Source organism: Streptomyces sp. SN-593 (genome assembly GCF_016756395.1).
Classification (GTDB): Bacteria; Actinomycetota; Actinomycetes; order Streptomycetales; family Streptomycetaceae; genus Actinacidiphila; species Actinacidiphila reveromycinica.
In genome coordinates this window covers 2,786,679-2,811,477 of sequence record NZ_AP018365.1, presented here as the reverse complement: position 1 = coordinate 2,811,477, position 24,799 = coordinate 2,786,679, and the positions used below count along the sequence as shown (strand labels likewise).

Here is a 24,799-nt window from a genome sequence, read left to right as displayed (position 1 = left end):
TTCACACCCAGGTCCTGGGGCGGAAGCGGTTGGCCCGCTCCACCAGTTCGATCCTCGTACCGCCCTGGCGGGCCAGCCGGGCGAGCACCCGGTAGGACCGCTCAAGGCCGAACCGCAGTCCGCGCTCGTCCAGTTCGGCGCCGAGCACCGGCGCGTCCCGGGCCCCGCCCGCACCGTTGCGGCCGGCCAGCACCCAGTCCAGCGCGCTGCCGTACACCTCCGTGGCGAGCTGCTCGCGGCGGTCGTGGTCCAGGCCCTGCCGTTGCAGGTCCTCGACCTGGCGGGCCGCGGCGTGCAGGTCCGGCAGCAGCGGCTCCTGCGGCGCGCGGTCGCGCAGCCGGGCGCGTATCGCGGCGACCCGGGCGGCGGTGTAGTGGATGGACGACTCCGGCACCGACTCCAGGGCGCGCACCGCGCCGACCCGGTCGCCGGACCTCAGCAGCACCCGGGCCAGCCCGAAGGCCGCGCTCACGTAGGCGTGGTCGGTGGTCCACACCAGGCGGTAGTACTCGGCGGCGTTGTCGAGCTGCCCGAGCACCTCCGCGCAGACGCCCAGCGCCAGCTTCGGCGCGGGCTCGCCGGGGAAGGCGTCGTAGACCGCGTCGAAGCTGAGCGCCGCCGTCGCGTGGTCGGCGGCGCACAGCCCGACCAGGCCGCGGTGCCAGACCACCCGCCAGTCCTCGCCGGACTCCTCCAGACCGCGCAGCACCTCCTGGGCGCCCGGCAGGTCGTCCAGCTCCAGCAGGGCCCGCAGCTCGCGCAGCCGCTTCTCCACCGAGTCGACCGGCGCGGACGCCAGCGCGGCCACCGCCTCGCCGGGCGCCGCGGCCGCGATACCGGCCAGGAAGCCGGCGTTGGGGTCGCCGGCGTCGACGTGCGGGACCGGCAGCGCCAGGACGGCCGCGGTCGTGTCGAGCCGGGAGACGATCGGCCGGCCGGGGCCCCAGCCGCCGCCCGGCGGCGGTACGGCGGGCGCGGTCTGCGCCCGGGCACCGCGGTCCGCGCGGGAGCGCCGCGGCGCGTCCGGCGGGCGCACCGCGCCGAGCTGCGAGGTGTCCCCGGTCAGCGGCCGCACCAACTGCGTGTCCACCACGCGCAGTTCGGGACCGAAGAGGGTGGACAGGGCCGGCCGCGGCGTGCCCGACTCCAGGGCGACGACCTCCCGCAGCACCCCCAGCAACTGGTCGGCCATCTCCTCGGCCGAGGCGAACCGCTTGTGCGGGTCCGGGTCGGTGGCACGCACCAGCAGCCGGTAGAACGACTCGTAGCGCCGGAAGACCTCGATCTTGTCCGGGTCGGGCAGGCTGTCCACGAAGACGTTGGTGTAGCCCTGGAAGTCGAAGGTCAGCACCGCCAGGGTGCGGGCGACGGTGTACAGGTCGGAGGCGACCGACGGGCCGACCTCCGCGACCTCGGGCGCCTGGTAGCCGACCGTGCCGTAGATCGCCGACTCGGTGTCGTCCATCCGGCGCACCGCGCCCATGTCGATGAGTTCGAGCCGGTCCTCGGTCTGGATCGCGTTGTCCACCTTGAAGTCGCAGTACAGCAGGTTGCGGCTGTGCAGGTGGCCGAGCGCGTCCAGGGCCTCGATGGCGAACGCGATCGCCTGGGCGACCGGCAGCGGCTCGCGCCGGCCCTCGGGCGTGCGGCGCTCGTTGGCGATCTCCTTGAGCGACTTGCCGCCGACGTACGCCATCACGATGTAGCCGTCGAGGGTGCCGGTGCGCTGGTCGAGGTGCTCGACGAAGTTGTAGATCCGGACGATGTTGGGGTGCTCGATCTCGGCGAGGAAGCGCCGCTCGGAGACCGCGGCGGCCAGCGCGTCCTCGTCGCCGGTGTCGAGCAGGCCCTTCAGCACGACCCAGCGGTCGGCCACCGCGCGGTCCCTGGCCAGGTAGATCCAGCCGAGCCCGCCGTGCGCGAGGCAGCCCGCCACGTCGTACTGCCCGCGCACCACGTCCCCCGGGCGCAGCTTGGGCGTGAAGGAGTACGGGTGCCCGCACTTGGTGCAGTAGCCCTCGGTACGGCCGGGGCGCCCCTCGCGGCTGCGGCCCACCGGCGCCCCGCAGTCGCCCTTGCTGCAGAACCGCTTGCGCTCGGGCACCTCCGGGTTCTCCAGCACCGCGGCGGCCGGATCGGGCCGCGGCACCGTCGGTACGGGCACCAGCCCGGCGCCCAGCTTGCCGCGGGTCGGGCCGCTGCTCGAACCGCGGGTGCTGCGCACCGACACCGAGCCGCCGGTGGAGCCGCCGGCCAGTGACTGCGACAGCCGCCCGGAGACCGAGCGGCGCGACGCCTGGGAGGAGCGCGAGGAGCGGGAGGAGGAAGCGGAGGACGCGCCGGTGGAGGACTGGCCGGAGTCCGCGCCGGAGCGGGCGCCGGGAACCGGCGCCGCACCCCCCGTACCAGGGCCGCCCGCACCTGCCGCGCCCGCGCCCGTACCGGAGCCCGCGGCACCGGACGGGGCAGCCGCCGGCGCGGGGGCCGGCGACGGCGCCAGCCCGCACGTGTCGCAGTACAGGTCGCCGCCGCCCATGTCCTCCAAGGTCCCGTCGCAGCCGGGTCGCTGGCACTCGCTCACGGTCTCCCCCTCACGCCTTCCCTGTACCTGACGCCGTCGCCTGTTCCGCACGGCCGCCGGTGCCGATGCCCGCTCCCGGGCGCGGCCCCGTGCCGATTCTCGCGCGCGGACCGCCGATCGCGCGCCGACCCGCCCGCGGGCGCGGGCGCGGTGTCGACGGGTGCGGCGCCGACGGGCGCGGTGTCGACGGGTGCGGCGCCGACGGGCGCGGTGTCGACGGGTGCGGCGCCGACGCCGCGTGCCCGCTCATGCCGACCCCCGGTCAGCGGAACCGCTCGGGGTACTGCCCAGGTCGGAGACGGCCTGCTGGTAGCGCCGTACCGCCCGCTCGGCCGCGCCCAGGTCGCACGGCGCGCTCCACAGCAACCGCCGTGCCTGGTCGTACCGTTCGATCAGCACCGGGTCCTCCGCCAGACCGAGCCTGGCCACCTTGGCCCGGTACGCGTCGAGTCGGCCGCGCAGCTCCGCCCGGACCGCCAGCGGCGCGGTCACCGCCGTCAACGACTCCCTGGCGCGCAGCAGTTCGTCGTCGGCGTGCCCCTCCAGGCCGTCCAGCAGCGGGGAGAGCCGGTGCCACTGCGCGGTCCTGGCGAACTCCTCGGCCGCGGCGAGCTGTTCGTGCAGCGCGGAGGCCGGCCCGCTGACCGCGGGCACGTCGGAGGCAAGGATCTTCGACAGCACCTCGACCCGCGCGGCGCGCGCCTCGGTGAGGGTGCGGTCGGCCCGCGACATCACGTCGCGCAGCCGCCCGAGCCGGTGCTCGGCGTCGTCCCGCACATGCAGGACCGCCTCCACCTCGCGCCGGATCTCCTCCAGCCGGCGCCCGGCGTCGTCGTAGCGCCCGGTGTCGGGCCGGCCGGGGGCCGGGAGCGGGTTCCAGAAGGCCAGCGGGTCCGAGACGCTGCGGGCCCGCAGCTCCGTCAACTCCTCGACCAGAGACTCCAGTTCGTCGCCGCAGGGGTGCTCGCCCGGGCGCACGCCCACCGAGCGCGCCAGCGAGCGGACCCGCTGCGTCTCGGCGGCCAGCAGGTCGATCCGGGCCGGCAGCGCGGACCACACCGCGTCGGCGGCGGCCACGGTCTCCATGGCCTGGTCGTACCAGGCGGTCATCCGGCGGACCAGCTCGCCCAGGCTCAACTGCTCGCTGGCGCGGGCCGGGCCGGTGAGCGAGCGCTCGTGGTCGGGCACCGTGGCGCCCAGCACCGTGACGCCCTCGCCGCGCAACAGCTCGGTGAGCCGCGCCAGTTCGGTCTGGGTCGGCCAGCGGCGGCGGGCCCGCAGCTCGCGGGCGGCGTGCAACGCGCCGGTGTACGCGTCGAAGTGCGCCCACATCGCGGTGATCGCCGTGTCGGTGCGCTCCCACCGCTCCTTGGTGACGCCGGTCAGCTCGGCGCCTTCGAGCAGTCTGCGCCCGGAGTGGTCCTGGAGGGCGAGCAGGGAGGTCTCGACGGCTTCGTGCTCGGCGCCGAGCCGCTCCAGCGCAAGATCGACGTCCTCCCGGCCCATCACCGGTCCGGAGGCTCCCGCGACCGCCATCACACCCTCTTCCCGTAGGCCGTGCCCAAGCTGACCGTGCCGCCCCGCCGTCCCGCTGCCTCGCTGCCTTGCCGTCCCGCCGTCCGGCGGAGCGTCCCCGCCGGCGGGAGGCCCCGCCCCCGGCGGACCGCACCTCCCGGAGAACCGCCCTCCCTACTGGTACGTCGGCTCCGGCGGTCCGGTGACACCCGGCAGGTCCTTGGCGAGCCACTTCTCGTAGGAGTGCATCCACGCGCTGTTCGCGCCGCCGGCCTCGTAGGCCGTCAGCACCTGGTTGACCCGGCGCACGAGGTCCTTGTCGTCCAGGTTCATGGCCACACCGTACGGCTCCTTGGTGACCGGTGATCCGACCACGTGCACCGTCGGGTCCTGCGCGGCCTGGCCGGCGGCGAGCGCGTTGTCGGTGAACACCGCGTCGACCTGGCCCAGTTGCAGCAGCACCAGGCAGTCGAGCTGGTTGTCGACGGCCTTCACGCGGGCGCCGTGCGCGTCCTGCTCCAGCTTGGCCTGCCCGGTCGAACTCGACGCGGTGCACACCGTCCTGCCCTTGAGGCTGTCGTCGTACCCGGTGATCGCCGAGTCCTTGGGCACCAGAAGCTGCTGGCCGGCCTCGAAGTAGGGGATGGAGAACGCCACCTTCTGGAGCCGGTCGCAGGTGATCGACATGGTGCGCACCACCATGTCCACCTTGTGCTCCTGTATGTCCGGCACCCGCTTGTTCGTGGGCACCGTGAGGTACTGCACCTTCGCCGAACTGCCGAGGATGTCCTGCGCGACGGCCTTCACGATCTCGATGTCGAAGCCCGCGATGGCGCCGGTCTCCGGGTCGCGGAAGCCCCACAGGTAGCTGTTCTGGTCCACCCCGACGATCAGCCGGCCGCGCTTCCTGATCCGCTCCACGGCCGCGCCGTCGGTGCTGCCCGACGACGGCGACAGGCTGGCCTCCGGCGCCGCGCAGGTGCCCGCGTCGGTCGCGGCGGCGTACTGCCCGTGCGCGATCGGCGTGCCGGCGGAGGGCACCGAGGTCGAGGCCCGCACCGCAGCCGGGACGCCGGCCAGCGGCCCCACGCCCAACGGGCTCAGCGCCGCCGTGACGGTCAGCGCGCAGGCCGCCGCCATCGTGGCGACCCCGCCCCATCCGCGTGCTGTACGGCTCACCGCGACCTCCTCGCTCCCGGCCCGGCCGGACCTGCTCCGCCCCTGTGTACGTCTGTACGTCCGCACCGCGTTCACCGGTACTCCGACAGCCGCCGGCCGATGCCGACGAGCGCGGCAGCGGCGGCGAGCACCGCCAGCACACCCGCGCCGAACGGCAGCAGCGCCAGCGCGCCGCGGCCGTCGGTCGCGGCCTGGTGGAACTCCTTCTGCTCCTGCGCGACGGCCTGGCCCAGGCTGGTGTCGACCGCGTCGAAGGTCTTCCCGGTGGTCTCCGTCACCTGCGCGCCGCTGCTGTTCTTCCCGCCGATCACCTCGGCGACCGCGGTGGTGTAGTCGCCGCCGTCGTCGGCGGCGCGCTCGCTGGTGTGCCGCTGCCGCCACTCGGCGAGGTCCGCGATCGCGGAGCGCACCGGCGCGCGGCCGGCCTCCTTGTCCGCGAGAGCCAGCGCCTGGGCCAGCTCGCTGCCGTCGGCCGCCGTGGCGCCGCTGCCCTTGCCGGCCAGCGCTTCCATCTCCTGGGTGAAGTTCTTCTCGTACTCGTCGCCGGAGCCGCGTGCGACCAGGGTCAGGTTCTCGTCGCCGCGGGCCTGGAGCACCTCGGTGCGGGCGTTGTTGAGCACCTGGATCGACTTCGCGCCGTGGGTGGAGGAGTCCGCGAGGTCGTTCCGGGCCACGGTGTGCGCCGCGACCAGCCACACCAGCACCACCGCGGTCGCCGCCGTCGCCGTCAGCAGGCCCTGGTTGAACACCCGGTTGGTGCGGCGGTAGTGGCGGCGCTGCGCCCAGACCAGCGCGGCGAGCGCGATCACGCCCAGCGCCCAGGACACGTACGGCATGGCCTTCGCGTCGGAGTAGTCCGCGCCGAGCCGGCCGTTCTCGGCCTGGTAGAGCTTGTCGGCGGCGTCCAGCAGGCCGCCCTGCTTGCGCATCTGCGCGTCGGCGTACCGCAGGTAGGCGCCGCCCAGCGGCAGCCCCTGCCGGTTGTCGGCCTGCGCGGTCGCCACCAGCTCGGTGTACTGCGGGAGTTGGCTGTTCAGCGTGGCGATCTGGGTGCGCGCCTGCGGCGAGCCGGCGCTGTTCGCGGCGGCGTCGGCGATCAGCTCGGCTGCGGTGGTGATGTCGTTCCGGTAGCGGTCCGACACCTTCTTCGGCTCCTCGCCGCCGACCAGGAAGCCGCCGGCGACGGTGGCGTCCGCGTCGGCGAGGGAGCGGTAGATCTCGGCCGCGTTCGCGCTCAACGGGGCACTGTGGTCGATCACGTTGCCCGCCGCGGACTGCCGTTCGGCCACCTGCCAGGCGGTGACGGCGCCGAAGGCGAGGACGAGGGCGGCGACGGCCGCGCCGATCAGGCGCAGCCGGCCCGGTTCCGTGGTGGCCGCCGCCCGTACCCGGACGAGTGACTCCCGCCAGGCCGTCAGGCGCGGGGCGTGCGCGGCGGGCGGCAGGGGCCGGGCGGTCCCGCCCTGCCGCTCTGCCGCCTGGTCCGGTACCGCCCGCACCGGTGCGGTACCCGTGCTGCTGCCGGTTGGCGTCTGCGTCACGCACCCTCCCCACGAAGCGTTCGGCGTGCAGCAGCAGTATGGCTGCCGCCGTCTACCTCTGCACACGCGTCCGGCGGTTCGACGGTTCCGGGGCACCCTGTGCCCCCTGCGGGTTTCCCGCCCCCGCGCCGGGCACCCCTCCTCCCGGTCGTCCGGGGGGTGCGCGGGCGGGGGCGGCCGCCTCCTACGGGTAGTACGTGCGCAGGGTCGCGTGGGCGGACGGCGGCGCGCCGGTGTGGTCGAGCCCGAGCAGGGCCGCCCCGAGCACCGGGGGCGCGGTGACGACGTGCGCCCGGGCCTTGGGCGCGGCCGAGGCGAGCCCCGCGGTGACGCCGTCCAGCAGCCGGGGGTTGCCGGCCGCCATGACGCCGCCGCCGAGCACCACGTCCACCTCGTCGTCGAGCAGGTCGAGGCGCCGCAGGGCCACCGTGGCCAGCGCGACCACCTCCTCGGCCTGCCGGTCGACCACGGAGCCGGCGAGCGCGTCGCCCGCGTCGGCGGTCGCGAAGAGCACCGGTGTCAGTTCGTACCGCCGCTCGTGCGGGATGCGCTCCAGGTGCAGCGCCTCGATCAGCTCGTACATCGTGCGCAGCCCGAAGTGCGCGGGCAGCGTCGTGGCCAGCGCGGTCGGTCCGCCCCGGCCGTCCTCGGCGCGCGCCGCGAGGTACAGCGCCTCCTCGGCCAGCCCGGAGCCGCCGCCCCAGTCCCCGGAGATCTTGCCGATCGCCGGGAAGCGCGCGGTGCGCCCGTCCGGCAGCAGCCCGACGCAGTTGATCCCGGCGCCGCACACCACGGCGACCCCGCGCGGCCGGTCCACGCCGGCCCGCAGGATCGCGAACGTGTCGTTGGCGACCTGCGTGTCGCGCGCCCAGCCGCGGGCGTGCAGCGCCTCCTGCAACTGCCGCTCCTCGACCGGCAGGTCGGCGTTGGCCAGGCACGCCGAGGTGTGCTCGACCAGCGGCCGGCCGCCGCGGTCGCCCGCCGCGGGCAGCCCGGCGGCCGCGGCCGCCCGCTCGACCGCGTCGGCCACGACCGCCACGGCCGGGCCGATCCCGACGACCGGCGGCTGGAAGCCGCCGGCCCGGGCGCCGCCCAGCACCCGTCCGTCGGCGGCGACCAGGGCCACGTCGGTCTTGCTGTTGCCCGCGTCGACGGCGAGGACGCCGCCGGGGACGAGCGGCTCGGAAGTCACGCCCACGCGAAGTGCTCCCGGTTGTGCGCGACCAGACGGTCCGTCAGCTTCTCGGCGTACTCGTACTGGCCGATCAGCGGGTGGGCCAGCAGCGCGGCGAAGACCCGGTCCCGGCCGCCGTGCAGCGCCGCGGTGAGCGCCAGGTCCTCGTAGGCGGTGACGGCCGCGACCAGCCCGGCGAAGAGCGGTTCCAGCGGCGGTACCGGCAGCGGCGTGGCGCCGGTGCCGTCCACCCGGGCGGGCACCTCGACGACGGCGTCGTCGGGCAGGAAGGGCAGGGTGCCGTTGTTGAGGGTGTTGACCACCTGCACGTCGCCCCGCCACGACGGGGACTGCGGGCGCAGCAGGGAGGCGGCGAGCGCGACGGCGGCCTCGGAGTAGAACGCGCCGCCCCGCCTGGACAGCAGCTCCGGCTTCTCGTCGAGCGCGGGGTCGCCGTACATCCGGAGCAACTGCTTCTCCATCTCGGCGACTTCGGCGGCCCGCGACGGCTTGGTGCCCAGCTCCCGCACCACCGCGTCGTGCGCGTAGTAGTAGCGCAGGTAGTACGACGGGACGACGCCGAGCCGGTCGATCACCCGGCGCGGCAGGTGCAGGTCCTCGGCGATCGCGTCGCCGTGCTCGGCCAGCAGCCGGGGCAGCACGTCCTCGCCGTCCGGGCCGCCCAGCCGCACCCCGCGCTCCCAGGTGAGGTGGTTGAGCCCCACGTGGTCCAGGTGCACCTGCTCGGGCGCCACGTCCAGCAGCCGGGCGAACTTCCGCTGGAAGCCGATGGCCACGTTGCACAGCCCGACCGCCCTGTGCCCGGCGCGCAGCAGTGCCCGGGTCACGATCCCGACCGGGTTGGTGAAGTCGATGATCCACGCGTCCGGCGCGGTCCTGCGCACCTGCTCGGCGATGTCGAGCACCACCGGCACCGTGCGCATCGCCTTGGCGAGCCCGCCCGCGCCGGTGGTCTCCTGCCCGACGCAGCCGCACTCCAGCGGCCATGTCTCGTCCTGGTTGCGCGCGGCCTGCCCGCCGACGCGCAGTTGCAGCAGCACCGCGTCCGCGCCCGCCACGCCGGCGGCCACGTCGTCGGTGGTGACGATCCGGCCGGGGTGCCCCTGCTTGGCGAAGATCCGCCGGGCGAGCCCGCCGACCAGCTCCAGCCGCTCCGCGGCCGGGTCGATCAGGACCAGCTCCTCCACGGGCAGCGTGTCGCGCAACCGGGCGAACCCGTCGACGAGTTCGGGCGTGTATGTGGACCCGCCGCCCACGACCGCCAGTTTCATCCCTTGACTCCTGTCAGGGTCACACCTTCGATGAAGGCTTTCTGTGCGAAGAAGAAGACCACGATCACCGGGGCCATCACGAGAACGGTGGCGGCCATGGTCAGATTCCAGTTGGTGTGGTGGGCGCCCTTGAAGGACTCCAGGCCGTAGCTGAGGGTCCACGCCGCGGGGTTGGAGCTGGCGTAGATCTGCGGGCCGAAGTAGTCGTTCCAGCAGGCGAAGAACTGGAAGAGGGCGACCGCGGCGATGGCGGGGCGGATCATCGGCACGATCACGGTGAGCAGGGTGCGCAGTTCGCCGCAGCCGTCCACCTTGGCCGCCTCGGTGTACTCCTTGGGGATGGTCAGCAGGAACTGGCGCAGCAGGAAGATGGTGAAGGCGTCGCCGAAGGCCATCGGGATGATCAGCGGCCACAGGGTGCCGTCCATGTGGAGCTGCTTGGTCCAGAACAGGTACATCGGGATGATGACCACCTGGGGCGGCAGCATCATGGTGGAGATCACCAGCACCATGACGAGGTTGCGGCCGCGGAAGCGGAACCTGGCCAGCGCGTAGGCGACCGGCAGCGAGGACACGACGGTCAGCACGGTGCCGGCGACGGAGTAGACCAGGGTGTTGCGCCACCAGGTGAGGAAGCCCGGGGTGTCCCAGACGGTACGGAAGTTGGACCACGCGAAGGGGTGCGGCCACAGCGAGCGGGTCAGCGCCTGGTTGTCGGTCATCAGTGCGGTGAGCACCACGAAGACGAACGGCAGCACGAAGAACGCGGCGGCGGCGATGCCCAGCGCGTGCACCGCGATCCAGTGCAGGGTGCGGCGGCGCCGGGCGGCCCGCGCGGCGCGGGGGTCGGGGGTGTGGGCGGTGCGGCGGGAGGCCGCGCCGGGGGCGGGGGCGGTGTCGGTCATGTGCGTCATCCGGATCAGTCCTCCGCCGTGAGGAAGCCGCTGCGGCGCCGCATCAGCAGGGCGGTGAACACCATCGCCAGCACGAACAGCACCAGGGCGACCACGCACGCGGAGCCGTAGTCGAAGCGCTGGAAGCCCAGGTTGTAGACGAGCTGCGGCAGCGTCAGGGTGGACTTGTCGGGGTAGCCGGGCTCGAACTGCTGGCCGGAGTTGCCGATGACGCCCGAGGCGACCTTCCCGGCGACCAGAGGCTGCGTGTAGTACTGCATGGTCTGGATGACCCCGGTGACCACCGCGAACATCACGATCGGCGAGATGTTCGGCAGCGTGACGTACCGGAACCGGGCCCAGCGGCCGGCGCCGTCCAACTCGGCTGCCTCGTACTGCTCCTTGGGGACGTCGAGCAGCGCGGCCATGAAGATGACCATCAGGTCGCCGATGCCCCACAGCGCGAGCGTGGTGAGTGCGGGCTTGGACCAGTGCGGGTCGGTGAACCAGCCCGGGGTGGGCAGCCCGATCCCGCCCAGGAGGTGGTTGACGGGACCGGTGCCGGGGTTGAGCAGGAAGACGAACGCCATGGTGGCGGCGACCGGCGGTGCGAGGTAGGGCAGGTAGAAGGCGGTGCGGAACAGGCCCGCGCCGGTCCTGATCTTCGTGATCAGCAGGCCGATGCCCAGCCCGAAGACCACCCGCAGGGTGACCGTCACGACGACCAGCCACAGCGTGTTCCGCAGCGCCGGCCAGAACAGCGGGTACTGCGTGAAGACGTACGACCAGTTCCTCCCGCCGGTCCACGTCGGCGGGTTGAAGCCGTTGTAGTGCATGAACGAGAAGTAGACGGTGGACAGCAGCGGGTAGACGAAGAAGACGGCGAACCCGATGATCCACGGTGAGAGGAACGCGAGGTTCCGCAGGGCCTCTTTCCTGCGCCTGGCGCGCAGCACGGGGTGCACGGCGCTCATCACCTGGCCTGCGCGATGTCCTTGTCGACCTGCGCGTCGACGCCCTTCAACCCGGATGCGAGGTCCTTGGCCCTGCCGGACTCGTAGGCGTACCCGAAGTCCTGCATGGTGACCTGGTAGGCGCCGCCGTTGACGCTGGGCGGGGTGGTGGTGCTGTCGGGGTTCTGCGCGATGTCGATGAAGGTCCTGAAGCCCGGGTCCTGGTCGAGTTCCGGGGACTTCAGCGCGGCCAGCGTGGAGGGCACGTTGTGGATCGCGTTGGCGAAGGAGACGACCGCGTCGGTGTCGGTGGTCATGAACTTCACCAGCTCCCAGGCCGCGTTCTTCTTGGTGCTGGTGTTGGCGATGCCCACGATGGTGCCGGTGACGTAGCCCTTGCCGTAGGTGCCCGCCTGGTCGTCGGGGACGGGGAAGGGGGCCACGCCGAGGTCGGTGACGCCGGCGTCCGCGGCCATGCCCAGCCGCCACTCGCCGTCGATGCCCATGGCGACCTGGCCGGTCTGGAGCGGGTTCTTCGCGCCGAACTCGTCGCCGAAGGTGTTGCGGTACCTCTCCAGCTTCGAGAAGCCGCCGAGCGCCTTCACCATCGACTGCTGCCACTGGAACATCTCGGTGAAGCCCGGGTCCTTCGCGGTCTGCGAGCCGCCGTCCGCGTCGAACCACTTCACACCCCACTGGGCGGCGAAGTGGGTCGGGGTGGACTCGTATCCGTGGAAGTCCGGCATGAAGCCGAGCTGGGAGTAGGAGTCGCCGGTGGACTTGGTCAACTTGACCGCGTCGGCCTTGAGTTCGGACATGGTCCGGGGTGGCGCGGCGATGCCGGCGGCGGCGAACTCCTTCTTGTTGTAGTAGAGCCCGTAGGCGTCGCCGAGCAGCGGCAGGGTGCACTGGACGCCGTCGTACCGCGTGTACTCCTGCATCGTCTTCGGGAACGTGGTCGCCGGGTCGATGTGCGACGCCGCCAGGAACGGGGCCAGGTCGGCGAGGGCGCCGGAGGAGCAGAACTGGCCGACGTTGTCGGTGGTGAAGGAGGAGACCACGTCGGGCGCCTTGCCGCCGCCGGCCCGCAGCGCCTGGTTGATCTTGTCGTCGGTGATGTTGCCCTGCACCTTGACGTGGATGTTGGGGTGCAGCTTCTCGAAGCGGGCGACGTTGTCGTTGATCGCCTTCAGCTCGTTGGGCGCGGACCAGCCGTGCCAGAAGTTGATGGTGACGTCCTTGCTCGCGTCGTCGTTCGCGCCGGAGGTGCTCTGGCCGGTACACGCGCTCGCGAGCAGGGACAGGGTGGCGGCGGCCGCGACGGCGGCGGCCTTCGTCAGACGGGACACTGCGCTTTACCTCCGGGGGACCGGGTGGAGCGGGGCGGTTGAGGGTGTGCGGTGCCGACGGGACGGCGTGGGGCCTGCCGTTCCGCTGGGGGTGGTGAGGGTGCGGGTGCCGGTGCCGGTGGGGCGGTGCTGGTGGGGCGGTGCTGGTGGGGCGGTGCTGCGCTCGTGCGTAGGGGTGCGGTGGGGCGGGTGGTCCGGTGGGCTGGTTCGCGGCTCCGGGCGGCTACGGCCGTGCGCGCGGGACGGGGGTCAGCGGGAGGTGTCGAACACCTCGTCGCGGGTGGTGGCGAGCGCGCTCTCCAGCGCGCCGCTGAGGACGGGGTGCGTCTGTACGGTGCCGAGCACCAACCGGGGCCGGGGCACGGCGAGTTCGGCCAGTTCGGCCTGGATCATCGCGCGCAGCGGCTCGCCGCCGGAGACGGTCACGTCGCCCGCCAGCACGATCAGCTCGGGGTCGAGCACCGCGACGATCGAGGCGAGGCCGACGGCGTGGCCGGTGGCGCAGCGGGCCAGCAACTCCGCGTAGGGTCCGGCGGGTTCGCCGCCGCCGTCCGCGCTCGCCGCCTCCTCGTGGAAGTCCGCCGCCCGGCGCAGCAGCGCGGCCGCGGCGTCCTCAAGGCTGCCCTCGGGGACGTCGAGGCCCAGCTCGCGGGCGGTCCGCAGCACCGCGTTGCACCCGGCCAGCTCCTGGAAGCCGCCGTTGTTCGCCTTGACGACGTTGCGGACCAGGGGGGTGCCGGGCACCGGCAGGAAGCCGACCTCGCCGGCGCCGCCGGTCCAGCCCCGGTGCAGCCGGCCGCCGATCACGAAGGCCGCGCCGATGCCCTCCTCGTTCCACAGCAGCGCGAAGTCGCCGTGTCCGCGGGCGGCGCCGAGGCGCTGCTCGGCGATCGCGGCGAGGTTGACGTCGTTGTCGTACTCCAGCGGGATCGGCAGCGCCGCGGCCAGCTCGTCGAGCAGGCTGGGGGAGTGCCAGCCGGGCAGGTGGCTGGCGTAGCGCAGCCGGCCGGTGCTCGGGTCGAACGCGCCGGGCGTGCCGATCACCACGCGGTGCAGGTCGGCGCGGCTGAGCCCGGCGGCCTTCACCGCTCCCTCCAGCGCCCGCACCACGTGCTCCACCGCGCTGCCCGCGCGGTGGCTGGGGGTGGGCAACCGGAAGTCGCCCACGGTACGGCCGGTGATGTCGGCGACCGCGGCCCGGATCCGCTCGGTCTTCACGTCGAGCCCGGCGACGTGGGCGGCGGCCGGGTTCACCGAGTAGAGCTGGGCGTTGGGGCCCGGGCGGCCCGCGGTGGTGCCGGTGGCGAGCACCAGGCCGGCCGCCTCCAGCCGGGCGAGCAACTGCGACGCGGTCGGCTTGGACAGCCCGGTGAGCTTGCCGATGCGGGTGCGGGAGAGCGTGCCGTGCTCCAGCAGGAGGTCGAGCGCGGCGCGGTCGTTCATGGCGCGCAGTACGCGCGGCGTTCCTGGAGTGCCAGCCATGCGCGCCATCCTCCCTCACCACACTGTTAGTAAACTTTCCTATTGACGAAGGCCAAGGTAGGCCCGCTGTCGGTGGAGCGTCAAGAGGGCCCGGACCAGGCTCGGCCAACTCGTTACCGAACGGGGCGGCGCCCCGGGCGCCCGGGCAGGCGAAGGGTCAGCGCGCGCGGGCGGTGGCGAGGCCGAGCGCCTGGCGGACGGCGCGCTCCTGCGGCAGGGAGTCCTCGCCCACGAGGGCGCGGGTGTCGCGCCGGACCGAGGCCGGGGTGCTGTCCTGCGAGGCGTCGTGCCACCGCGCGGCCAGCGTGTCCACGCGCTTCAGCAGGGCGTCGACCGGGCCCCGGGCGCGGGCCGGCCAGGTGCGCCGGCGCAGCAACTGCGTCTCGGTGGTCAGCGAGTCGGCGACGCCGCCCGCCCACAGTTGGTAGGAGGGCAGGTCGCTCTCGCCCTGCGACGCCGGGTCCACCGCGAGGGCGGACTCCGGCCGGTCGGCGGCGTCGAGGTAGGCGTACTGGTCGGGGTCGAGGGTGGTCTCGTCGCGGCGCAGCGAGACATCGCTCCTGCCGTCGCGCGCCACCCAGTAGCAGATGATGTCCTGGTCGCCGGCGGCCCACTCCGCCCGTGTCGGCAGGAGGGAGCGGGCCAGGTCCCGCGTCGGGGAGACGGTCCAACTGTCCATGTCGTAGACCGTGGTGAGGTTCGTGCAGTCGTACGCGCCGATGTCGCGCAGTTTCGCCGCCGGAAGGTAGGAATCGCCGGAGTAGGTGAACCGGCCGTAGACCTCCGCGTCGTGCGGGCTCGTGCACGGCACGATGTGCACGAGCCCGAGCAGCGGCGACCTCCCGTCGGAGAGCAGGGAGGTGCGGTCCGCCGTGAAGCAGTCGCCCAGCGCGAGGTGGCGGGGGTCCGGGTCGGCGGTGTGCGGGTCCGGCGTGGGGGTGGGCGCGGCCGTCGTGGGCCGCTGGTGGGGCGACGGCGCGGAGCCCTGGCAGGACGCCAGCGCCAGCGGTACGAGAAGGGCCGCCGCCGCGGCCGTGGACGCGCGTCGGACGATCGACCGGCTCACCCCAGATCCCCCCAGATCCTCGCGCCCTCGCGGCCGTGCCGGCGACGGGCCCGACGACCGTACCGCCCCGCCGGGCCGCGCGTCCCGGGTGTTTCCGCGCCGGCCGGGCGCAGGAGGTGCCACGGAGGGGACCCGCCCGCCGGGGGCGGCTACCGGCCGGGAGCGGCAGTGGCCGTCGGGCGGCTTCGGCGGGCGCCGTAGCTGCGGATCGCGCGGAGGAAGTCGAGTTCGCGGAAGGCGGGCCAGTACGCCTCGCAGAAGTACAGCTCGGCGTGGGCGCCCTGCCACAGCAGGAAGTTGGACATGCGCTGCTCGCCGCTGGTGCGGATGATCAGGTCGGGGTCGGGCTGGCCGGCCGTGTAGAGGTGCCGGGCCACGTCGTCGATGTCGATCCGGTCGGCGAGTTCGTCCAGGGTGTGGCCGGACTGCGCCTGCTCGTGCAGGAGTTCGCGCAGCGCGTCGACAACCTCCTGGCGGCCCCCGTAACCGATGGCGAGCGTGACGTGCGCTCCGGTGGGGCAGTCCCGGGTCGTCTCCACGGCCTCCTTCAGCACGCGGGCGGTCCGGTCGGGCAGGGCGTCCAGCGACCCCGCGACGTGGAGCCGCCGGCGGGCGTCGGGCCGGGCGAGGCGCCGGCCCACCAGTTCCTCGATCAGGCCCATCAGGAAGTCCACCTCGGCGCTGTCGCGGCGCACCAGGTTCTCCGTGGAGCAGACGAAGACCGTCACGTGCCGGATGCCCAGCCGGTCGCACCAGGACAGCACGTCCTCCACGTGCTCGCCGCCGGCCCGGTGGCCCACGCTCGGGTTGGCGATGCCCCGCTGCCGGGCCCAGCGCCGGTTGCCGTCCATGATCAGCCCGATGTGCCGGGGCAGCGGCCCGGACGAGGCGACCCGGCGGCGCAGCCGTCGCGTGTACAGGGCGTACAGGGGGCCGGCCATGCGCATGCCGCGATCCTTCCGGAGAGGTGCGGAACCGGTCGGCGGCTCCGTCATACGACGAAACGATGGCACGCGCCGCGCGTGACGTCCGGCGGACCGGGAACCGGGCCCCGCGGGCACCGAAACGGGCACGGGCACGTTCCCGCGGCGCCCGCCGGCCCCCGCCCCCTCACCCAGCTCCGCCCTCACCCGCCCGCCGCGCCGCCGCCCTCACCCGCACACCCCGCCCGGCCCTCGCCACGTGTCCCGCCCGCCCCCACCCTCACAAGACCTCCGACACCTCCGACACCTCCGCGTGCGCGGCCGCCTCGGGCAGCACCGCCGCCGGCCACGCGGGTGACGACGTCCACTGCCGCCACCCCGCGCCGGCCGCGAACGGCCCCTCGCCGCCCTCGATCATCGCCAGCACCTGGCCGCGTGCGGCCTCCACCGCCGCGTGGTCCGCGTCGTCCACCACGCCCAACCGCCGCCCCTGCGCGTACTCGTCCTCGTCCTTCCACGTCCACCGGGACAGGTCGGGCGCGACCACCAGGTCCACCAGCAGGTCGAAGGTGTCGAACCCCAGGGGGGTACGGCGCAGCGGGCGCTGGAAGTTGACGTACCAGTGGTCCAGGCGGTGGTCGCCGTCCGGCTCGTAGAAGGCGTTGACGCTGAAGTACGTCGCCGGCGGGTTCCACAGCAACTGCACCGTGTCCCGCCAGGTCCAGCGCCCCAACTCCCAGCCGCCGGAGGCCAGGTCGTCCAGCGCCCGCATCCGGTCGGGGGCGTCGCCGGTCACCTGGCACTCGATCCACGCCCGCGGCGCCAGTGACTCCGCGCCCGGGCGGCAGGCCACGACGAGCGCCTCCGGTGAGTCGTGCACGACGCGGAGCGCCTGCGCGCTCCACACCCGGCCGCGGAAGACGTCCCTGCGGACGACGGTCGTTCCCGGGGCGAACCCTGCCATGTCGCCACCCCCTTCGGACGGGATCGTGCCCCGGGTGGGACGCGGCCACCCCGGCGGGCGGAGGCGCGGGACCGGCGCGCGCCGCGGCGCGCGGGCCGCCGCCGGCGGCGCGACGCCGCGGGAGGGCGCGGGAGGGGGGAGGGCGCGGGAGGGCGCCGCCGCACCCTGGCGGCCGCGGGCCGTCGTCCGTCCGCGCGGGGCCGGGTCCGCGGCCGAGCCCGCCGCCGCGTCTACGCTGGTGACCGTGCCCGCCTCCCGCCTGCATCGCGTCGCCGTCCTCGTGCTCGAAGGGGCCAAGCCGCTCGACGTCGGGATTCCCGCGCAGGTCTTCTCGACCCGCGCGAGCATGCCGTACGAGGTGCGGGTGTGCGGCGCGGCGCCCGGTCTGGTCACCGGCGGCGACGGCCTGTCGTACCACGTGGCCGACGGCCTGGACGCGCTCGGCTGGGCCGAGATCGTCTTCCTCCCCGGTTACCGCTTCCCGGACCGCGAGGACCCGCCGCCCGCCGTGGTGGAGGCGCTGGTCGAGGCGCACCGGCGCGGCGCGCGGCTGGCCGCGATCTCCACCGGCGCCTTCGCGCTGGCCGCCACCGGACTGCTGGACGGCCGCCGGGCCACCACCCACTGGCACTACACCCGGGCACTCGCGGCGAAGCACCCGCGGGTGCGGGTCGACGAGAACGTCCTGTTCGTGGACGAGGGGAGCGTGCTGACCTCGGCCGGCGCCGCCTCGGGGATCGACCTGTGCCTGCACGTGCTGCGCCGCGACCTGGGGGTGGCCGCCTCCAACCACGCGGCGCGCCGGCTGGTGGCGGCGCCGTACCGCAGCGGCGGCCAGGCGCAGTACGTGCCGCGCAGCGTGCCCGAGCCGCTGGGGGAGCGGTTCGCCGCCACCCGCGAGTGGGCGCTGCACCGGCTCGGCGACCCGCTCACCCTGGAGGTGCTGGCCCGGCACGCGGCGGTCTCGCCCCGCACGTTCTCGCGCCGCTTCACCGAGGACACCGGGTACACCCCGATGCAGTGGGTGATGCGGGCGCGGGTGGACGTGGCCCGGGAGCTGTTGGAGCGCTCCGAGCGGAGCGTCGAGCAGATCGCGGCGGACGTGGGGCTGGGCACGGGGGCGAACCTGCGGATGCACTTCCAGCGGACGCTGGGGACGACGCCGAGCGAGTACCGCAGGACCTTCACGCGCGGCGAGTAGCCGGGCGTACGGCCCCGGGTCGGCCAGAGACCGCGCCGCGGGCCGGGCGTACGCGGCCGGGCGTACGGTCCCCGGGCCCGGCGTCTGTGTACGGGTGCGCGTGGCGCGATCCTTGCGAACCGTGGCGCTCGTGCCCAGGTCGGGCGGCGTCCCCGCGCGCGAACCTGGAGGGCGAACGCGACGACACTCCAGGAACCGGGGACACCACTCATGACCCGCATCGCCATCAACGGATTCGGCCGCATCGGCCGCAACGTGCTGCGCGCGCTGCTCGAACGCGACACCGAGCTGGAGGTCGTGGCCGTCAACGACCTCACCGAGCCGGCCGCGCTCGCCCGCCTGATCGCCTTCGACTCGACCGCCGGCCGGCTCGGCCGCCCGGTGAGCGTCGACGGCGACGTCCTCGTGGTGGACGGCCGCCGGATCAAGGTGCTCGCCGAGCGCGAGCCCGCGCAACTGCCGTGGGCGGAGCTCGGTGTGGACATCGTGCTGGAGTCGACCGGCCGCTTCACCTCCGCGAAGGCCGCGCGCGCCCACCTCGACGCGGGCGCCCGCAAGGTCCTGGTCAGCGCGCCGTCCGACGGCGCCGACGTGACCCTCGCCTTCGGCGTGAACACCGGGGCGTACGACCCGGAGCTGCACACGGTCGTCTCGAACGCCTCCTGCACGACCAACGCGCTCGCCCCGCTCGCCGCCGTGCTGCACGAACTCGCCGGCATCGAGCACGGTTTCATGACCACGGTGCACGCCTACACGCAGGAGCAGAACCTCCAGGACGGGCCGCACCGCGACCCGCGCCGGGCCCGCGCGGCCGGCGTCAACATCGTGCCCACCACCACCGGCGCGGCCAAGGCGATCGGGCTGGTGCTGCCCGACCTCGACGGCAAGCTGTCGGGCGACTCGATCCGCGTGCCGGTCCCGGTCGGCTCCATCGTCGAGCTGAACACGACGGTGGCCCGCGACGTCACCCGCGAGGACGTCCTCGCGGCCTACCGCACCGCGGCGGAGGGACCGCTCGCCGGCGTGCTGGAGTACTCCGAGGACGCCCTGGTCTCCTCCGACATCACCGGCAACCCCGCCTCGGCGATCTTCGACTCCGCCCTCACCCGCGTCGACGGCCGCCACGTCAAGGTCGTCGCCTGGTACGACAACGAGTGGGGCTTCTCCAACCGCGTCATCGACACCCTGCAACTCCTCGCCTCCGCCTGACCGTTCGCCCCCTCACCCTCACCCTCACTCGCTCACCCTCACCCCCCGCCCCCGGGACGCCCTCGCGCCCGGGGGCTCCCGCGTCCGGGAGGGGGCCGTGCGCCGGGTGCTTGGCTACCCTGCACGGGTGATCCCCGACCTGGTCCTCCTGCCGCGTGTCGCACTCCGCGGGCGGGAGGTCACCGCGCCGACGGAAAACTGTCCGGTGACCCCGATCGCGGCCCGGACGGCCTGCGGTTCGCGTGCCACGCGTGGCCGCCCACCCGTACCTCGCCGGCGTCGGCGCGGACGAGGGTGGACAGGATCTTCACGCCCGTGGTCTTGCCGGCGCCGTTCGGCCCCAGCAGCGCGTACAGGTCAGCGGTTGACGGTTTGGTCCTCGCGGACGGTGACGGTGAACTGCCTGCTGGACTGGCCGTCGGGCAGCGCGGGGGTGCTCGGCGCTCCGGCGGGGTCCGCGGAAGGGGTCCAGATGACCTTCCAGACGACGGTCGCCTTCAGGGAGTAACCGGCGTTCGACGCCTTGGTGTACGTGACGTTGCAGTCGGCATCCTTGGTATTGACGCTGTAGCTGCCTCCGGACGCCTTCAGGTTGTACGTGCAACTCGCCGGGTCTGCGTACGGTGTCCCCGCGTCGATGACGAGCCGCTGGGGCACGGCCGCGGTGGTCGCGGCGACGTGGATACCGAACGCGGCGTTGTCCAGACTCGCGGTGACCCAGACCTTCGGGAGGGCCTTGTCGAAGGCGATCTCCGTGTCGAGGTTGACCAGTTGGTTCTGTGCGAGGGGGCGCAGCCTGATGTCCGGCTCCGGCAGGATCGTCTTGTCGAAGGCGAGGCCGGCAAGCGTCTTGGGGTCGATCGTGGGGACGTCCGGCGTGGAGGGCTGCTCGGGGGTGATCCATTTCCACGGGTCAAGGGCGGCGCAGGCGTCGGAACCCGCCGCGGTGGGTGCGATCAACTGCCACCAGGCCCCTTTGTCTCCCTTGTGGAAGTCGTCTCCGCCGTAGTCCTGCCCCATCGTTTCCCAGGCGGACCCCTGCACGTAGTGGTTGTTGATGTAGTCCGAGAACTCTGCCGGTGTGAACTCGGGCTCGTACCAGCACAGCGGGGGCGACCAGTTGGCCGTCGCCGGCGCGGTCATGCGTACGCCGGAGCCGGTGTAACTCTGCTCGTAGTGGACCTGTGTGCCGATCACGTTGGACGAGGGCGGCTTGGACGTATCGGCAGGGGGCGTGTCTGAGGCCGGAGGCCACCCGTTTCCGGCTTCACTCGGGGTGACACTCAGTCCCACCCAGCCCGCTGCTGCGACGGCGAGGGTGAGGGCCCGGAGTCCTTTCGAAGCTAAGGCTTGCAACGCGCGGCTCCCCTCTGGGAGTTGTATGTGGCGATACGCCAGGTGCCAGCCTTGTCCTTACGCATGAAGACACTGTGGGAGAGGAAGTCGTTGACGCTCGGTGTCGTCGTGTAGACCTTGCCGGTTTTCGAGTCCTTGTCGTAAGACGCGGACTGGTCTTCGCAGAAGGTGACACCAGCAGTGGTCGAACTGCTGATCGTCACTTTCCGGTCGTAGAAGTGCACGGTTCCAGTGACCGTACGGTGGTTCTTTCTGCCCGAGGCGATGCTCTCGCTCCACATTTCGGACGCGCCCTCGATCACGTAGTTCGTGAAAACGGGTAGCTTCTCGTCGAGCTTCGAGATCGCCAGATACGTCGCGTCGAGCCCGTACGCCTGATCGCGGAGGACCGCGTCCTTCGTCGCGTCACCTGTCGTGTCCGGGTCGATCTTGATCGTGACGTCGCTCGGGAAGTCGAAGGTGGGCGCGCTCGGATCCGCCTCTGGCGTGCTGGAAGCGGGCGTGGCCGGCGAAGCCGTCGTGGCGCTGGGTGTGGGGCTGGACGCGATCTTGTCGTCGTGGTCGCCGCCGCCGCAGGCGGCGAGGAGGGCGGTTGCGGCCAGCGTTCCTGTGGCGGCGACGAGTCTCGTGCGGGGTGCCATCGTGGTGCCAGTCTCCCGTTGTCGGTATGTGCAGATGTGACAGGAGTGACAGGCGAGGCCGCACCGAGGAGAGGTCGTGCAGATCCCCCCGCGCTGGCCGTCCGTCACGGCGAGCCACGTTCTGCAACGTTCGGCGCCCTACGTTAGCTGTCGTCACGCGCCGCAGTCCACGGCGACGCGGGGGCGGCCGTCAACGCGGCATCGACAAGGGAGGCTGAAGCAAGAGCAGCAAGAGCAGCAAGAGCAGCAAGAGCGGCAAGAGCGGCAAGGGCGGCGGGCCGGGCTCATGTGTGGTGGGATGCGGGAGGTGGTGGCCCCGATTGCGGCGGGGCCACCACTCCTGTTCCTGCCGGCCCGGCCGCGTCAGGCCGGTTCCGTGGGCGTCAGCCGGCGCAGACGGTCACGTGGACCGTGTCCCCCGCGTGGACGACCGTCGGGGCGTGGGGCGAGACCGCGACGACCGTGCCCTGCCGGCAGTTCGCGACCGGGGTGCGGGTGAAGTCGGGCGTGAGCCGGAGCGGGACGATCGCCGCCCTGACCCCCAACGAGTCCAGGCCGGCCAGCGGGACGGTGACGTTCGTGCCGTCGCTGGAGCCGTAGAGCACGGTGGTGCCGTCGGTGGCGCTCGCCGCGGCGGCCGGGCGGGCGGTGTGCTCACCGCCGCCGACGACGCCCGCGGCCAGGGCCGTGCCCGCGCTCGCCAGGACGAGGGCGGTGGCGATGCCCGCGATGGCCGTGGCCTTCTTCCGGCGGGCGCGGCGCACGATGGCGTCGGTGGCGAAGTGCGGGGTCTCGGCGGAGTTCACGTAGTCGTTCATGGCGTTCACCAGTTCCTGTTCGAAGGGTGTGCAGCCGGAAGGCCGCGAACCAGGTGCACTCATCGGATTCCTTCCATGGGCTGCTGCGGTGAAGGGTGGGACAACGCGGGGAACTGGCCACGGAGCTTGTCGATGCCGCGGGCGAGCTGGGACCGCACGGTGCTCGGCGAGATCCTCAGGTCCGCCGCGATCTCGTCGTCCGAGAGGTCGTGGAAATACCGCAGCACCACGACCGTCCGCATCCGCATCGGCAGTGTCTGGAGGGCCCGGAGCAACTGGTCCCTCGTGTCCACCTGCCCGTACTGGTCCCCGGGGGCGGCGTGTTCGACGCCGTCCTGGTGCGGGACCGTGCGGCGGAACCGCCGCCACCTGTCGTTGGCGAGGTTCACCATGATCCGCCGCACATAGGCTTCCGGAGCGTCCTTCGCGGCGATGGTGCGCCACTTGCGGCAGGCTCGCTCCAGCGTCTCCTGCACCAGGTCCTCCGCGGCTTCGCGGTTCCCGGTCAGGATCAGGGCCCCGCGGAACAGTACGGCCGACCGGGCGGTGACGAAGCCGTCGAAGTCCCTCTCGCTCTCCGGCTTCGTCGGCGCGGTCCCGCTGCGTCCGGTACGGGCGTGTCGCTCGGTTGCCAGCATCACGTCCCCTCCCTTCCTGTCACCCCTCCTCGACGGGGAACGGGCCGCGTGTGCTGCACGCGAAGGATGAGACGTGGGTCACAGTGCGGGGCGGTCGGGAGTTCCCGGTGCGGGTGGAAGCGGCCGGCGAGCCGACTCCTCCGACAGCTCCGGCCCCTCCGGTCCCACCGACTCCGCCAGTTCCGCCAGCGCCCGCTCCGACCGGCTCCCCGGCTCCGCGTGGAGGAACAGCGCCTCCAGGCCGTCCGCTCCCACCACCGCGAACTTCTCGACCAGCAGCTCCAGTTCGCCGAAGCGCGGGTGGCGGATGAAGAAGTTGCCGCTGCTCGCCGTGCGCACGTCGTGCCGCGCCCACAGCCGGCGGAACCGCTCGCTCCTGACCGACAACTCGCCGATCAGCGCGTGCAGCCGCTCGTCCGCCATCTCGGCGCGCGCGTGCGCGCCCACCTGCGCGCGCAGGTGGGCGACCGCGATCGCCGTGTACGCCTCCCAGTCGGCGTAGTGCCTCGGCGCGTCCGGGTCGAGGAAGAGCATCCGCAGCCGGTTCACCCCGGGCACCATCGTGGGCGACAGCTCCCGCGCGAGCCGGTTCGCGTCGAGCACGTCGCTGTAGCGGTTGAAGACGATCACGGGCACGTTCGCCGTGGCCAGCAGCAGCGCGAGCCCGCGCGGCACGACCTGCTGCTGGTCCGGTCGGGGCCCGCGGCGCCGGCGCGGACGGGGTTCGGCCAGCGCCGTCAGGTACGCGGTGCTCTCGGCGTCGAGCCGCAGCACCCCCGCGATCGCGTCCACCACCTGCGCCGACGGGGTGCGGTCCCGGCCCTGTTCGAGCCGTACGTAGTACTCCACGCTGATCCCCGCCAGCATCGCCACCTCCTCGCGGCGCAGCCCCGGCACCCGGCGCAGCCCGTTCCCCGGCGGCAGCCCGACCTCCCCGGGCGTGACCAGCTCGCGCCGTGCCCGCAGGAAGTCGCCGAGGTCGTTGCCGACGGCGCCCCCCGAGCCCCCGGAACCCGCACCGCCGCCCACGTCACCCATGCCCCCACGCTATGCCGGGACCGCCCCCGCCCGGGTATCCCTGCCACTACCAGGAACAGCAGGGGGTGCCGGGCATCCGCCCCGCTCCCGAGGATCGGAGCATGACGACTGCACGCACATGGTTCATCACCGGGGTCAACAGCGGGTTCGGCCGCGCACTGGCCGAGCGGCTGCTCGCGGCGGGTGACCGCGTCGCCGGCACGGTCCGCCGCGACGGCTCGGTGGACGACCTGCGCTCCCGCCACGGCGACCGCTTCCGCGTCGACCACCTCGACGTCACCGACCTGCCGCGGGTCCGCGAGGTCGTGGACGCCGCCTTCGCCGCACTCGGCCGGATCGACGTCGTGGTGGTCAACGCCGGCTACGGCCTCTTCGGCGCGGCCGAGGAGCTCAGCGACGAGCAGGTCCACCACCAGGTCGGCACGAACCTGCTCGGCGCGATCCAGACCGCCCGCGCCGCCCTGCCGCACCTGCGGGCCCAGGGCGGCGGCCGGATCATCCAGATCTCCTCGGTCGCCGGGCTCGCGGCCCACGCCGGCGCCTCGCTCTACCATGCGACCAAGTGGGGCGTCGAAGGGTTCATGGAGGCCCTGGCGCAGGAGGTCGCCCCGTTCGGGATCGAGGTGACGCTGGTCGAACCCGGCGGCGCCCGCACCGAGTTCGCCCGCGGCAACCTCCGGCTCAGCGAGCCGCTGGCGGCCTACGACGGTACGCCGGCCGCGTTCGTCCGCCAGTTCCGGGACGGGGTCGCCGCCACCGTCCCCGTGATCGGCGACCCGGGGAAGATGGCGGACCGCATCATCGCGAGCGCCGACGAGCGACCCGCCCCGCTCCGCCTGGTGTTGGGCAGCGACTCCTACGCGGCCTCCACCGCCGCCCTCCGCGCCCGCCTCGCCCAGGTGGAGCCCCAGGAGGCCGCCGCCGCGAGCACCGACGCCGACGACGCCTGAGCCCGGTACGCCCTGTCGGCCCGGGGCGTGGCGCGC

At 73.5% G+C, this 24,799-nt stretch carries 21 protein-coding genes and 1 pseudogene; 3 read left to right on the top strand and 19 right to left on the bottom strand.

Annotated features, from left to right (window positions below; all coding sequences use genetic code 11):
- Position 1 precedes the first annotated feature (1 nt).
- From RVR_RS11550 to RVR_RS11490, 13 genes are all read right to left on the bottom strand, one after another.
- Positions 2-2,536 (bottom strand): serine/threonine-protein kinase, encoded by a 2,535-nt coding sequence (locus tag RVR_RS11550; protein WP_202238544.1) that lies wholly within the window; start codon positions 2,534-2,536, stop codon positions 2-4.
- Between the two features lie 291 nt (positions 2,537-2,827).
- On the bottom strand, positions 2,828-4,117 hold the full coding sequence (locus RVR_RS11545) for a hypothetical protein (protein WP_202233764.1): 1,290 nt from the start codon (positions 4,115-4,117) through the stop codon (positions 2,828-2,830).
- Between the two features lie 153 nt (positions 4,118-4,270).
- On the bottom strand, positions 4,271-5,236 hold the full coding sequence (locus RVR_RS11540; RefSeq protein WP_202238543.1) for a glutamate ABC transporter substrate-binding protein: 966 nt from the start codon (positions 5,234-5,236) through the stop codon (positions 4,271-4,273).
- Positions 5,237-5,346: 110 nt separating this feature from the next.
- Positions 5,347-6,816: a hypothetical protein gene (locus RVR_RS11535; RefSeq protein WP_346731447.1), complete on the bottom strand. Its 1,470-nt coding sequence runs from the start codon at positions 6,814-6,816 to the stop codon at positions 5,347-5,349.
- Positions 6,817-7,000: 184 nt separating this feature from the next.
- Positions 7,001-8,014: an N-acetylglucosamine kinase gene (locus RVR_RS11530; protein WP_430393124.1), complete on the bottom strand. Its 1,014-nt coding sequence runs from the start codon at positions 8,012-8,014 to the stop codon at positions 7,001-7,003.
- Positions 8,005-9,282: a family 4 glycosyl hydrolase gene (locus tag RVR_RS11525; protein WP_202233763.1), complete on the bottom strand. Its 1,278-nt coding sequence runs from the start codon at positions 9,280-9,282 to the stop codon at positions 8,005-8,007. Before RVR_RS11525 ends, RVR_RS11530 begins: the two co-directional genes overlap by 10 nt.
- A complete protein-coding gene (locus tag RVR_RS11520; protein ID WP_202233762.1) occupies positions 9,279-10,196 on the bottom strand; it encodes a carbohydrate ABC transporter permease in 918 nt (305 codons plus the stop codon). Before RVR_RS11520 ends, RVR_RS11525 begins: the two co-directional genes overlap by 4 nt.
- Before the next feature lie 5 nt (positions 10,197-10,201).
- The gene (locus tag RVR_RS11515) at positions 10,202-11,149 is read right to left on the bottom strand and encodes a carbohydrate ABC transporter permease (protein WP_202233761.1); all 948 of its coding nucleotides are present in this window, start codon (positions 11,147-11,149) and stop codon (positions 10,202-10,204) included.
- Positions 11,149-12,477, bottom strand: coding sequence for an ABC transporter substrate-binding protein (locus RVR_RS11510; RefSeq protein ID WP_202233760.1), 1,329 nt, complete (start codon positions 12,475-12,477; stop codon positions 11,149-11,151). The genes RVR_RS11515 and RVR_RS11510 overlap by 1 nt, the downstream gene beginning before the upstream one ends.
- A gap of 249 nt (positions 12,478-12,726) precedes the next feature.
- Positions 12,727-13,968: an ROK family transcriptional regulator gene (locus RVR_RS11505; RefSeq protein ID WP_202233759.1), complete on the bottom strand. Its 1,242-nt coding sequence runs from the start codon at positions 13,966-13,968 to the stop codon at positions 12,727-12,729.
- Positions 13,969-14,116: 148 nt separating this feature from the next.
- Entirely contained in the window at positions 14,117-15,025 is a 909-nt protein-coding gene (locus RVR_RS11500; protein ID WP_202233758.1) for a hypothetical protein, read from the bottom strand.
- 149 nt (positions 15,026-15,174) lie between these two features.
- Positions 15,175-15,972, bottom strand: a complete 798-nt coding sequence (gene uppS / locus RVR_RS11495; RefSeq protein ID WP_202233757.1) for a polyprenyl diphosphate synthase — start codon at positions 15,970-15,972, stop codon at positions 15,175-15,177.
- A 256-nt stretch (positions 15,973-16,228) separates the two neighbouring features.
- On the bottom strand, positions 16,229-16,912 hold the full coding sequence (locus RVR_RS11490) for a ribonuclease FAU-1 family protein (protein ID WP_202233756.1): 684 nt from the start codon (positions 16,910-16,912) through the stop codon (positions 16,229-16,231).
- 244 nt (positions 16,913-17,156) lie between these two features.
- Between RVR_RS11490 and RVR_RS11485 the strand changes: the two genes are divergently transcribed.
- Together RVR_RS11485 and gap are read left to right on the top strand one after the other, a co-directional pair.
- Positions 17,157-18,113, top strand: coding sequence for a GlxA family transcriptional regulator (locus tag RVR_RS11485; RefSeq protein WP_202233755.1), 957 nt, complete (start codon positions 17,157-17,159; stop codon positions 18,111-18,113).
- A gap of 210 nt (positions 18,114-18,323) precedes the next feature.
- Entirely contained in the window at positions 18,324-19,322 is a 999-nt protein-coding gene (gap, locus tag RVR_RS11480) for a type I glyceraldehyde-3-phosphate dehydrogenase (RefSeq protein WP_202233754.1), read from the top strand.
- A 192-nt stretch (positions 19,323-19,514) separates the two neighbouring features.
- Here the strand turns inward: gap and RVR_RS11475 are convergent.
- The 6 genes and pseudogenes from RVR_RS11475 to RVR_RS11450 all read right to left on the bottom strand — a co-directional run.
- A pseudogene (locus tag RVR_RS11475) lies at positions 19,515-19,678 on the bottom strand (ATP-binding cassette domain-containing protein); the annotation flags it as partial.
- A 1-nt stretch (position 19,679) separates the two neighbouring features.
- The gene (locus tag RVR_RS11470; protein ID WP_202233753.1) at positions 19,680-20,519 is read right to left on the bottom strand and encodes a hypothetical protein; all 840 of its coding nucleotides are present in this window, start codon (positions 20,517-20,519) and stop codon (positions 19,680-19,682) included.
- A gap of 146 nt (positions 20,520-20,665) precedes the next feature.
- A complete protein-coding gene (locus tag RVR_RS11465; protein WP_202233752.1) occupies positions 20,666-21,319 on the bottom strand; it encodes a hypothetical protein in 654 nt (217 codons plus the stop codon).
- A gap of 383 nt (positions 21,320-21,702) precedes the next feature.
- Positions 21,703-22,200, bottom strand: coding sequence for a hypothetical protein (locus RVR_RS11460; protein ID WP_202233751.1), 498 nt, complete (start codon positions 22,198-22,200; stop codon positions 21,703-21,705).
- Positions 22,197-22,778, bottom strand: coding sequence for a SigE family RNA polymerase sigma factor (locus RVR_RS11455; protein ID WP_430393123.1), 582 nt, complete (start codon positions 22,776-22,778; stop codon positions 22,197-22,199). Before RVR_RS11455 ends, RVR_RS11460 begins: the two co-directional genes overlap by 4 nt.
- 75 nt (positions 22,779-22,853) lie before the next feature.
- Complete coding sequence (locus RVR_RS11450; RefSeq protein WP_202233749.1) at positions 22,854-23,813, bottom strand: helix-turn-helix domain-containing protein; 960 nt, start codon at positions 23,811-23,813, stop codon at positions 22,854-22,856.
- Between the two features lie 101 nt (positions 23,814-23,914).
- Here RVR_RS11450 and RVR_RS11445 point away from each other — a divergent pair, with 101 nt between their 5' ends.
- Entirely contained in the window at positions 23,915-24,763 is an 849-nt protein-coding gene (locus RVR_RS11445) for an SDR family oxidoreductase (protein ID WP_202233748.1), read from the top strand.
- Positions 24,764-24,799 lie beyond the last annotated feature (36 nt).